General features: G+C 52.4%; 8 protein-coding genes. All 8 read left to right on the forward strand.

Going from position 1 to position 12,231, the window contains the following annotated elements; translation table 11 throughout:
- Window positions 1–113 precede the first annotated feature (113 nt).
- The 8 genes from glnE (at window position 114) to msbA (ending at window position 12,206) form a co-directional block, all read left to right on the forward strand.
- On the forward strand, window positions 114–3,050 hold the full coding sequence (gene glnE / locus C4F51_RS03340) for a bifunctional [glutamate--ammonia ligase]-adenylyl-L-tyrosine phosphorylase/[glutamate--ammonia-ligase] adenylyltransferase (protein WP_193907146.1): 2,937 nt from the start codon (window positions 114–116) through the stop codon (window positions 3,048–3,050).
- A gap of 80 nt (window positions 3,051–3,130) precedes the next feature.
- On the forward strand, window positions 3,131–4,576 hold the full coding sequence (locus tag C4F51_RS03345; RefSeq protein WP_193907147.1) for a hypothetical protein: 1,446 nt from the start codon (window positions 3,131–3,133) through the stop codon (window positions 4,574–4,576).
- A gap of 438 nt (window positions 4,577–5,014) precedes the next feature.
- Entirely contained in the window at window positions 5,015–5,941 is a 927-nt protein-coding gene (locus C4F51_RS03350; protein WP_193907148.1) for a branched-chain amino acid transaminase, read from the forward strand.
- Between the two features lie 84 nt (window positions 5,942–6,025).
- The gene (gene waaF / locus C4F51_RS03355) at window positions 6,026–7,087 is read left to right on the forward strand and encodes a lipopolysaccharide heptosyltransferase II (protein ID WP_193907149.1); all 1,062 of its coding nucleotides are present in this window, start codon (window positions 6,026–6,028) and stop codon (window positions 7,085–7,087) included.
- A 61-nt stretch (window positions 7,088–7,148) separates the two neighbouring features.
- The gene (rfaP, locus tag C4F51_RS03360; protein ID WP_193907150.1) at window positions 7,149–7,988 is read left to right on the forward strand and encodes a lipopolysaccharide core heptose(I) kinase RfaP; all 840 of its coding nucleotides are present in this window, start codon (window positions 7,149–7,151) and stop codon (window positions 7,986–7,988) included.
- A gap of 4 nt (window positions 7,989–7,992) precedes the next feature.
- Window positions 7,993–9,153, forward strand: a complete 1,161-nt coding sequence (locus tag C4F51_RS03365) for a glycosyltransferase family 4 protein (protein ID WP_193907151.1) — start codon at window positions 7,993–7,995, stop codon at window positions 9,151–9,153.
- 5 nt (window positions 9,154–9,158) lie between these two features.
- On the forward strand, window positions 9,159–10,334 hold the full coding sequence (locus C4F51_RS03370; protein WP_193907152.1) for an O-antigen ligase family protein: 1,176 nt from the start codon (window positions 9,159–9,161) through the stop codon (window positions 10,332–10,334).
- 90 nt (window positions 10,335–10,424) lie between these two features.
- A complete protein-coding gene (gene msbA / locus C4F51_RS03375; protein WP_193907154.1) occupies window positions 10,425–12,206 on the forward strand; it encodes a lipid A export permease/ATP-binding protein MsbA in 1,782 nt (593 codons plus the stop codon).
- The last annotated feature ends 25 nt before the right edge of the window (window positions 12,207–12,231 follow it).

A 12,231-nucleotide genomic window follows, 5' to 3' on the forward strand; every position in this document is an offset into this window, starting at 1 on the left:
TGACATTGTCGCGGTGCCGCCCGGGTTCGAAAGCGGCATCATAAGCGTGTAGTTGAGCCTTCTCGTGGCTAAAGCCACCAGTGGTCGAATTTATATATAAAGGTGCGTTGTTGATGTTACTTCCCGAATCTGTGCCTGAGTTTTTACGTGAGCCGGTCAGCAGTGTGTTGCTGCGCTTGCAGTCCACCGCAGACGAAGCGCTGCTGCAATCCTTCAGAGAGCAGCCTGGGCTGGAAGAGCAGTTGGCTCGAGCGCTTATTGGTAGCGATTATCTTGCTCAATTGCTGATGCGCCAGCCGACATTGCTGCAAACCCTGGTGGTGCAGGGAGAAACCGCGCAGCGCCCCGGTGATGCCGTTTATGAAGCATTTATTCAAGCTGCACGGGACGCGGTTAGCGATGCCGAGCTGGATGTTTTGTTGCGCCGGTTTCGCCAGCGCATTATGGCCGGGGTCATCTGGCGGGATTTGAATCGCCTGTTGCCGATGACCGAAACCACCGCCGAACTGTCGCGTCTGGCAGATACCACCATTCAAGTGGGTGCCGATTGGCACTACCGTCAATTGGTAGCCAGTTACGGCACGCCGATTGGTAAATACAGTGGCACGCCGCAATCTTTTGTGGTGTTGGGGATGGGCAAGCTGGGTGCACATGAGCTCAATTTGTCATCCGATATTGATTTGATCTTTACCTTTCCGGAAACCGGTGAAACCCGCGATGGCCCGAAAAGTATCGACAACCAGGCCTTCTTTATTCGCCTCGGCCAGCGGGTTATTAAAAGCCTGGATGCCCGCACCGCCGATGATTTTGTTTTCCGGGTAGATATGCGCTTGCGCCCGCACGGGCAAAGCGGCGCGCTGGTGCTGAACTACGACGCCATGGAAGATTACTACCAGACGCAAGGGCGTGACTGGGAGCGCTACGCCATGATCAAGGCGCGGGTAGTCGCGGTGTCCGGTGGGCAGGAACCGCAGCAGGACGCCGAGCGTTTGATGGCGCTGCTCTTTCCATTCACCTACCGCCAATATATTGATTTCAGCGTCATTGAAGCGTTGCGCTCGATGAAAAGCCTTATCGCCCGCCAAGTGCAACGCAAAGGTATGAACCTCGATGTGAAGCTGGGCGAAGGCGGCATTCGTGAAATTGAATTTGTGGTACAGGCATTCCAGCTGATTCGTGGCGGGCGTGAGCCACGCTTGCGCGAGCGGCAGGTAGGCAAGATGCTGGCGATTCTGGCGGATGAAAATTATCTGCCGGCAGCGGCGACCAGTGCGTTGCAAGCCGCTTATACCTTTCTGCGTAACACCGAACACGCGTTGCAGGCCTGGCAGGATCAGCAAACCCAGGCGCTGCCGGAAGACGAGCTCGCCCAGGCGCGCCTCGCCTGGGTGATGGGCTTTAATGCCTGGCCGGATTTCCTGCACGCGCTGAATCAACACCGGGCCCGCGTCACCGTAGAGTTTCGCGCAGTCATTGCCGCACCGGCGGATGACAGCGCCGATGAGCGGGATGAAAGCGAGGCTTTCGTCGGCTTGTGGGACGGCAGCGTTCAGGAAGAAGAGGCGCGCGAGCTGATTGAAAAATTCGCCCCTGGCGACAGCGATGCCTTATTGCAGTGGTTACAGCAAACCCGCGACAGCCGTGCGGTCAGCAATATGCAAGCCAGCAGCCGCACTCGGCTGGATGCCTTTGTGCCGCGCTTGCTGGCGATGCTGGCCCGATTGGCGGGCACCGCGGAGCTGCCCTCCGGTGTGGCCGAGACCTTTCATCGGGTCATTCCATTAATGGAAGCGATTGCCCGACGCAGCGCCTACTTTGTTTTATTGATTGAAAACCCCACGGCCTTGCATCAACTGGTGAAGTTATGTTCTGCCAGCCCCTGGATTGCCGATCAGCTCAGTCATCACCCGGCGCTGCTGGACGAATTGTTAACGCCGGAAAGCCTCTACGCGCCGCCCGACAAAAACGCCTTGCGGGATGATCTGCGCCGCGAAACCCTGCGCTTGTCATGGGATGATCTTGAAGGCCACATGGAAACCTTGCGCTACTTCCGTTCCGCTCACGCCTTGCGCGTTGCCGCGACCGAAGTCACCGGTGCGCTGCCGCTGATGAAGGTCAGCGATTACCTCACCTACATTGCCGAAGTGATTCTGGAGCATGTGCTGCAATTGTCGTGGCAGCAAATGGTGTTGCGCCATGGCGCTCCCGGACAGGCAGGCGGCGGTGCAGAAACGTTGCCCAATATGGTTATTATCGGCTACGGCAAGCTGGGTGGTATCGAGCTGGGGCACGGCTCGGATCTGGATCTGGTGTTTTTACACAATGCCTCGCCCACCTTGTCCACCGATGGCGAAAAGCCGGTGGATAACCTCACCTTTTATACCCGACTAGGGCAGCGCATTATTCATGTGCTGAATACCTCTACGGTATCCGGCAAATTGTATGAAGTGGATATGCGGCTGCGCCCCTCGGGTAACTCCGGCATGCTGGTGGCCAGTCTGGTCGGTTTTGAAAAATACCAGCTGACCGAAGCCTGGACCTGGGAGCATCAGGCGCTGGTGCGCGCCAGGGTGGTTGCCGGTGATGAAAAATTGGCTGGCGCCTTTGAGCAGGTTCGTCATCAGGTGTTATCAAAAGCCCGCGACCTGACTGCATTGCAGCAGGACGTAAAAGATATGCGTGAAAAAATGCGCGGTCAGCTGGGGTCGTCGGAAACCGGTAGCGCGCTGCATCTTTTCAATATCAAGCAGGATGCCGGCGGCATCGTCGATATCGAATTTATGGTGCAGTTCGCGGTGCTCGCCTGGGCACATGAATTCCCGGCGCTGACCCGTTACACCGACAATATCCGCATTCTGGAAACCCTGGCCGACGTGGGCAAACTGACCCATGAGCAGGCGCAAGCCTTGATCGGCTTTTACAAAATCTACCGCTCGATCGGCCATCAGCGCGCCCTGCAACAAGAGTCCGGCGTACTCTCCGCAGAGCAGCCATTGTTCGCCAGCGAACGTCAGCATGTTCGCGCCCTCTGGGCTGCGTTGCTGGAATAGGCCGTTTAATTATCGTTAAATAGGCGCCGCAAAATAGGAAAGGGGCAGGTTTGCTGCCCGGGTTTGAATTGGGAGTGTTTATGAATAGCAGTTTGCGTGTGCCGGAGTGCGCACGGTTTCTTGGGGTTTTGTTTCTTTTCTGTGTTTTTACACATCTTATGGTAATCGCCAACCCCGGCTTTTTCAGTCATGACGAGTGGCAAAAATATGACCATGTGTCTACCGCTGGTCTTGGCGATTTCGTTGCAAGGTATGGAGAGTTTAAAGCCGGTCCCGATTTTGGTTATCCCGTGCGTCCGCTGGGATTTATCCAGCAAGGCTTTGCATCTATCTTTATGGTCGACGCGCCCTGGATAAGCCACTTCATTGAGGTCATGGTTCATTTTGCCAATGTAATGGTATTTATGTTGCTGCTGGGGCAAATGCAGGTGAGCCGGCGCACGATTAACATTGCGGCTCTGCTCTTCGTGATATCTCCGCTGTCTATCACCTCTACCGGTTGGTCAGCGGCATCATTTGACCGTATCTATCCCTTCTTCGCTATGTGGGCAATTCTGTTTGCATGGCGTATTCACCAGGCTCCAGGGGCTGGAGGTTGGGTCAACTATGTCGGTTTATTGATTGCAGGATTGTGTGCTTCCTTATCCAAAGAAACCGCCTTTATGTTGCCGGTGCTGATTGCTGTCGGTTTTCTTGCTATGGAACTGCACCGCACCTCTTTGAGAGACATCTTCTATTCTCCTCGTATTTACGGGGTTTGTTTGGCGATTGGTTTGCCTTTCCTTATGTATTTGCTGGTGCGGCTGCCGGCGCTATTGGTGTCATTTGGGGGCGATATTGATTCGGTCTATGAGCCGGAGTCTACCAATATTGTGCAGCATCTATTTTTTTACTGGGCCTATCCCTTTGTGAATAAAGCCTTGGAAATGTCTTCCATGCAATATATGTCCTCGCTTCGTATCAGCACGGGCGCCCTGATTCATTTGGCTCTGTTGGGGTTGGTGGCATTCCATTTTGGCTGGAAGCGGGCGGTTGCTTATGTGCTGCTCTATTTTGTGTTTTTGGTGCCGGTGATTTCTATTACCAATAACGGTGCTCATTACCTCTATGCCGCAACACCAGTGCTGTCGGCGGCTCTTGCCGGCTTGCTTGCTTTGTCTTTGCGCTCCGGTAAGCGGCTGCTGTTGGCTTTCATGGTTCTTCTGGTAGTTTTTTCCACGGTTCGTTTTGTGCAGATACAATCATCTCTCTATCAGCAGGGGTTGTGTCAAATGCGGTTAATACACTCGCTTGAAGCGCAGCTGCCTTCAGTTGGGGGTGGTGAAGCATCTTCTTTCCCGGTTCTTATTGATACCAGTGAGGCATCGCGAGGCTACGTGGCAGTTCGTACTTTCCTTGGTCGAAGTTATCCGGGCTCGCCTTTCGGGCATGTAAATTTCCTGTGGAATGCATCCGATTTTACAGAGGAAATGAGCGCGGGGTTGTCGTTAAAAATGACAAGTGCCTGTTATCTAAAACCGAATTGATGCTGGATTGTTTTGGATTGTTAACGTGACGGAGAGAACCCGGAAATATATATCGTCGTTATTGAATTTATGTTTCAATAGGCGGCTTTTACGGAGGCTTTTAAATAGCCTTCGCATGCCGGTACACGGATAACCTTCGCATACTCGGAGTAGGGGAGCAGGCAGATCATCAGCGCCGCATCCTTTGTCTGTCAGATTGGGCCTACAAGACTCAATCTCCCGTACGCCGCCTCACGTTACCACGTCTGCAGGCGGTTATTGCGCAACAAATCAAACCCCGGTTGGATTTGTCGCCGAGCGCCAGTTGGCGGGTCCCGGTTTGCCCGGATGACCAACGACCAATGAATCGCAAGGTTCTACAGAATATGAAAAGCGGCTGTCCTGTTGAGGCGCAGCGGCTTTTCTTCACTTGATCTGATTGATATTTAGGAGTTGGCTATGTCATTTGCCGATCGCGACGGCGTTATTTGGCTGGACGGCGAGCTGGTACCCTGGCGCGATGCCAAGGTTCACGTTTTGACGCATACCCTGCATTACGGCATGGGCGTATTTGAAGGCGTTCGTGCATACAACAGCCCTTCCCGTGGTACCAGTATTTTCCGCCTGCATGAACATACAGACCGGTTGTTCCGCTCTGCTCACATCATGCGCATGAAAATGACGATGAGCAAAGAGCAAATCAACGACGCACACAAGCTGGTGGTGCGTGAAAATGGTTTGGAAGAAGCCTATCTTCGCCCGATGGCCTTTTATGGTTCAGAAGGGATGGGATTGCGTGCTGACAACCTGAAGGTTCATGTCATCGTTGCTGCCTGGCATTGGCCTTCCTATATGTCACCGGAAGCGCGTGATGTAGGTATCAAGGTTCGCACCTCCAGCTACACCCGTCACCATGTCAACATTTCCATGTGTAAAGCCAAAGCCAACGGCCACTACATCAACTCCCTGCTGGCTCTGCAGGAAGCGTTGGACAGCGGTTCGGAAGAGGCATTGTTGCTGGACAACGAAGGCTATGTAGCAGAAGGCAGTGGTGAAAACTTCTTCCTGGTGCGCGATGGCATTATTTATACCCCGGAGCTGACTTCCTGTCTGGATGGTATTACCCGTAATACCATCTTCGCCCTGGCAGCTGATTGCGGTTATGAGATCCGTGAAAAACGCATCACCCGCGATGAAGTGTACATCGCCGACGAAGCTTTCTTCACCGGCACGGCGGCTGAAGTATTGCCGATTCGCGAGCTGGATGGCCGTCAAATTGGCGAAGGTCGTCGCGGTCCGGTAACAACCCGTTTGCAGGATTTGTACTTCAAAGCTGTGCGTGGCGAGTTGTCTACCCATGGTGAGTGGTTGTCGCCGGTCAAGTAATTGACCGCGCTTGAGGGAGATCCCCGGATCTCCCTTTTTATTGATTTATCCAATTGATGTACCTGTTTTTTTCCGAGTTCGGTTATGGCTTCATCTGACCCCGCCAGTATCCTTATTGTTGGGCCCGCATGGATTGGCGATATGGTGATGGCCCAGTCCCTTTTCAAAGTGCTCAAGCAGCGCAATCCGCACGTGCGGCTGGATGTGCTCGCCTCCCCATGGACGCTACCGCTGCTGTCGCGTATGCCGGAAGTGGATAACACCATCGAAATGCCGCTCGGCCACGGTGCGCTGGATTTTGGCACGCGCCGGAAACTCGGTGAATTTCTCTCCGGTATCGGTTACGAGCAAGCCATTGTGTTGCCCAACTCGTTCAAGTCTGCGCTGGTTCCCGCTTTTGCCGGGATTCCCGAGCGGACCGGTTGGCGCGGTGAAATGCGCTATTTCCTGATCAATGATATCCGGCTGTTAAGTAAGCGACGCTATCCGAAAATGGTGCAGCGCTACCTGGCGCTTGCCTACCCGCCGGATGCGGCCCTGCCGGAAAAATACCCTTGGCCTGCACTGCGGGTTGATCCGCTGGCGATACCACAATTACTCACAAAATTTGCATTGTCCGACGAGCGGCCGGTCCTGATACTGTGCCCCGGTGCAGAATTTGGCCCTGCCAAACGCTGGCCCGAAGCTTATTTTGCCCAGGTTGCGGCGCAGAAAATTGCCGAGGGCTGGCAAGTCTGGTTGCTGGGGTCTGCCAAAGATCAGCCGGTCGCGCAAAGTATTTGTGATCTGGTGCCCTCTGCTTCGCGCGCGCACTGCCTCAACCTTGCCGGTGTCACCCGTCTTGATGAAGCCATTGACCTGATGTCGATGGCTTCCGCCGTGGTCAGTAATGACTCCGGTTTGATGCATGTTGCCGCCGCCCTGGCGCGTCCAATGGTGGTGGTATACGGCTCAACATCGCCGGACTTCACACCGCCGTTGGCAGATGCCGTAAAAGTACTGTCCGTGCCGGTCGATTGCGGGCCCTGTTTTAAACGTGAATGTCCGAAAGGACATTTGCGATGTCTGAATGATTTATTACCGGAACGGGTTCTGCGCGCGCTGGATGAACTCGTGGTACAGTCGCCCGCAACCCTATTGGGCTGACAGCACACGTATTTCTTTAATTGGCCCTTACGGACTGAGTCGGCCCCACAGGAACCTGACCTTGACAGAAAAAGCTATCAGAGCGCTTGTTTTGCATGATGAGTTGCAGGCTTATTGGCAAGGAAAAGACGTTTTTGCACTGGTGCAACACCTCGAAGGCGATGTTGCTCGCAAGGTAGACGGGCGTGAAACGCGTCGGTTTCTGCTGGGAAATACCGCTTATTATCGCAAGTTGCACACCGGTGTGGGCTGGTTGGAAATTCTGAAAAATTTAATACGGTTTCGTTTGCCGGTGATCGGCGCTCGCAATGAATGGCAGGCTTTGAATCGGATGCCCGCTATCGGGATTGCCAGCCTGGAACCGGTGGGGTTTGGTGAAAAATATACCAATCCTGCCCGGCGATTATCCTTTTTGATAACCCGCGAACTGCAAGGAACGCTGCAGCTTGATCATTATCTTGCCGCTCGTACCGAGCCGCTCCGATTCGATCAGAAACTGCGGTTGATAGAGAAAATCGCCGAAATTTCCCGAAAACTGCACGGTGATGGTATTAATCATCGGGATTTCTATCTCTGTCATTTTATGTTGGAGATGGCCTCTGTTGAAGCCTGGTTACAGGGCAGCGAGCCGCTGTTATACCTCGTGGATTTGCACCGGGCTCAAGTGCGTCGATGTGTTCCCGAGCGCTGGTTGGTCAAGGATATTGCCAGTTTGCTGTTCTCTGCCAACGGCTTTTCGCTAACCCGCCGGGATTGCTACCGTTTTCTTCGTCATTATTTCAGCGCGCCCCTCAGCCAAATTATGCAGCAACATTCTTCTCTGTTAAAAAAAATCAGTCAGCGTTCAGCGCAGCTTGAGCGACGTGAACAACGTCTGATTGCTCGCGGGCTGAGAGGTTAATCGAATGAAGCTGGCCTTTGCATTATTTCAGTATTTTCCTTACGGCGGTCTTGAACGCGACATGTTGGCCATTGCCAGCTTATGTCATCAGCGAGGCCATGAGGTTACGATTTACACCCGCTCCTGGCAGGGCATAAAACCCGATGCCATTCCTGTGGTTGAGTTACCGGTGCGAGGCTGGAGTAATCACCAGCGAGCGGTGCAATTTGCTCGCCAGTTGCAGCAACGCGCTGAATACAAAACTTTCGACGCTGTCGTAGGTTTTAATAAAATGCCCGGGCTGGATGTGTACTACGCCGCTGATGTGTGCTTCGCGCAAAAAGCCTGGGAAGAGCGCAGTGGATGGTATCGTTTAAGCAGTCGTAGTCGCACCTATCTGAAATTGGAAGCCGCCGTTTTTGGTGCGCAGCAAGCGACCAGAGTCATGATGATATCGCAGGCGCAAATCGCTATTTTTCAAAAATATTATCAAACCCCGGCAGAACGGTTTCATCTCTTGCCGCCCGGCATACGAAGAGAGCGGATAATGCCGGAGAATTATCCGGCATTGCGTTTGCAAAAACGCCAGGACTACGGTCTGCGCGAGGACACTCTGCTTTTATTAATGGTGGGGTCTGACTTCAAACGCAAAGGGCTGGGGCGAGCGATAAAAAGCCTTGCTCTATTGCCCGATACGCTGCGTGAACGTGTTCAGTTATGGGTGGCGGGACAGGATGATGGTGAGGCTTTTGAGCGCCAGGCTGAAAAACTCGGTGTCAGTCATCTTCTTAAAATACTTGGTGCGCGCGATGATGTTTCCGAGCTGATGTGGTCGGCAGACATGCTATTGCATCCTGCGCATAGCGAAAATACCGGAACCGTACTGTTGGAAGCGATGGTTGCCGGGCTGCCGGTTATCGCAACAGAAGTTTGCGGTTACGCCAATTACATCAGTGATCATCATCTGGGGCAGGTGCTGCCAGGTAATAATGATGCGGTTTCCCGACAATTGGCTCAGGCAATTGCCGATATCGCTTCTACAGAAAGACAGCAGTGGATTGATCAGGCTCGTCTTTTTGCGCAACAGCAAGACATTTTTTCTTTAACAGAACATGCCGCTGACTATATTGAGTCGGTTGCATTATCCAAACAATCAGGCGACAGCAAGTCGAATCAGGCAGGTTAGGTGTCATGGTGCTAATGAGTCGGGCTCGTCGGGAGCAAATAGCTTTATCCTGGGCGGGGTGGGGAGTTTTACTGTTTGTAACCAGCTTTATCTGGTCACCATCACGCGATGGTCTGGATGTTGTTTTTGTACTCTTCCTTTTTTTACCTTTATTGTTGGTGTTGCCCTGGCAGAAACCGTCGTTTAATGAATATGGTGGCTGGATCAATCTGGCCGCGCTGGGTTACGCCGGGTTTGCGACCCTCGCCGTTTCCTGGGGATCACAATCCGGCGAATGGGGATACTTCGTTCTGCACTGGTTTGTGCTGTTTTTCTGGTTATGCGGCGTTTGCTGGGTATTTTCACGGCAACAGCCGGATATGCCGCGATTTTTTAATATCACCGTCATCATCGGTGTAGTAGTCGCGATTTCTGCGCTGATTTATTGTTATTCTGAAAATCCTCTTGATTACCGCATGATAGGTTGGAGTGTTGCTCGTTACCCGATTGTGGTTGCGCAAATTTTTGGCAGCGTGGCGGTTATTGCTTACGTGCTCTCTCTACAGCAGGATCAGATCAAACGCTCGCTGGTGTATTTTTTAGCAACACTGATCTTATTGCTCCCCTTATTTTTCTCGCAAAGCCGTGGGCCGGCTCTCGCGTTTATTGTGGTTATATTGGCTGCATTAGTCTTCATTCGCCCCTCATTGAAAATATTACTCATCCATGCATTGATAGGGGTGGTACTGCTGTTGCCGGTGTTGCTGTTTACCGATCTCGCTCAGGTGCTGACGCAGCGTGGCTTTTCGTGGTCGGAGCGGGACAATATTTGGCATGATGTCTGGCATCTCGCCTGGCAAACACCCTGGGTGGGAAGTGGTTCCCTGGCGGATGACCACATGACGATTCCCTCAGGATTTTTTCATCATCCTCACAATGCCTGGCTTGATATTTTTTACCGTAATGGTTTGGTTGGGCTGGCTCTGGCGGTTACCCATCTTGCTCTGTTGTTGCGGTGGTTTTCCCGTGACAAGATTCTGCTGCCCTTGTACCTCTGGTTGTGCTTCGGGTGTCTGTGTCTCTTTACCGATTCACGGGTGCTGTTCTGGGAACTGAATGCAAAATGGTTTCTGTACTGGATTCCAGCGGGTCTGATCACCGCTATGCTGGTATCCCGCAACCGGCAAACGCAACGCTCTTAAGCAGGTTTTACATACCGGTTATGAATACAATCTTTAACAACCAACACTCACGCTATCGATTAGCATTTTATCCTGCAGGTAAGTAATGTAATGACTTCCGCGCCTAAAAAAGAGCTTGCCCCAGAGTCATCAGCATTGTCGGTTTATATGCGACTGCTGGCATATCTCAAGCCCTATCGTTTGTTGTTCTTTTTCTGTGTATTGGGTTTTGCGTTGTATGCGGCATCTACAACCATGTTTATCAAAATTCTTGAAAACCTGATTCACATTATTGAGGAGAATAACCCGCAGGATCGTTTTCTGGTGCCGTTACAGGTTATCGGGGTGACAATTTTGCGTGGCATTGGCGCGTTCGTCGGGGTGTATTTGTTATCCCGAATTGCCTACAACATTATCCATACATTGCGTGTAGAAGTATTTGACCATATGACCCGGTTGCCTGGCATTACCTATGACGAGCAAAACTCCAGTCATCTGGTTTCCATCATCACCTACAACATCAATGGTGTGACCGGCGCAGCAACCGATGCGTTAAGAATTGGTTTGCGGGAAGGTTTTACGGTGATCAGTCTGTTTGCTTTTCTGCTGTATATGGACTGGAAGCTGACGATGATTTTTATTGTGATTGCGCCAGTGATTGGTTACCTGGTAACCACGGTAGGCAAGCGTCTGCGCCGGCTGAGCAATAAAGTGCAAAACACAGTGGGTGATATCACTCAGGTATCCAGTGAAATGATCAACGGCTATCGGGTCATGCGTGGTTTTGGTGGTGAGGCTTATGAGCGGCAACGCTTTTTTGACGCAAGCCGTCGTAACTACCAGCAGAACATGAAAATTGTCGTGACGGCTGCGGCTAACAGCCCGCTGATTTTATTAATTGTTGCATTTGCCATGGCAAGTTTGATTTTTCTTGCGTTGAATGTGATGACTATTGATAATCCTGCCTCTTTCGTGGCTTACATGACCGCCGTCGGTGCCATTTTGCATCCCATGCGCCGTCTGGGCGAAATTACGCCAATTATTCTTAAAGGTGTTGCTGCTGCAGACAGTGTATTCGAGCTGCTGGACCGCCCGATTGAAGAAGATAAAGGCACATTGCGCGTTGAGCGCGCGAAGGGTGCGGTCAGCTTTAATGGACTGGGGTTTCATTATCCCGGTGCTGCCAAACCCGCCTTGAAAAATATTACTCTGGATGTAGCTCCTGGTGAGGTCGTTGCGCTGGTGGGGCCGTCCGGTAGCGGCAAGTCCACGCTGGTGAACTTGATTGCCCGTTTTTACGATTATCAGGAAGGTGAGATTACCCTGGATGGTGTCCCTCTGAAAGATTACCAATTGGACTGCTTGCGACAACAAATCGCTCTGGTGACCCAGCAAGTAACACTGTTTGATAACACAGTGGCTGGCAATATTGCCTATGGCAGCCTCAAAGATACGCCTCGCGAAGCCGTGGTACACGCTGCCGAGCTGGCTTATGCCCGCAGTTTTATCGATGCCTTGCCGGATGGTTTTGACACCATGATTGGTGAAGGTGGCGCTCGCCTGTCCGGTGGCCAGCGTCAGCGTCTGGCAATTGCACGCGCTATTTTAAAAGACGCTCCTATCCTCATTCTCGATGAAGCCACCTCGGCGCTGGATAATGAGTCGGAGCGTTATATTCAGGCTGCTTTGGAAAAGGTGATAGAGGGGCGCACCACGTTTGTGGTCGCACACCGCCTATCAACGATCGAGCGCGCCGACAGAATCGTAGTACTGGTCGACGGTGAAATTGTCGAACAGGGCAAACATCAGGAATTATTGGCGCGTAACTCACATTATGCGCGATTGCACGCGCTACAATTTCGTAGTGATTCAAACGCCGCCGGACAACCCTAATTGATTGACCGGTAATTTGAAGTAA

It is taken from the genome of Cellvibrio polysaccharolyticus (assembly GCF_015182315.1).
Taxonomy (GTDB): domain Bacteria; phylum Pseudomonadota; class Gammaproteobacteria; order Pseudomonadales; family Cellvibrionaceae; genus Cellvibrio; species Cellvibrio polysaccharolyticus.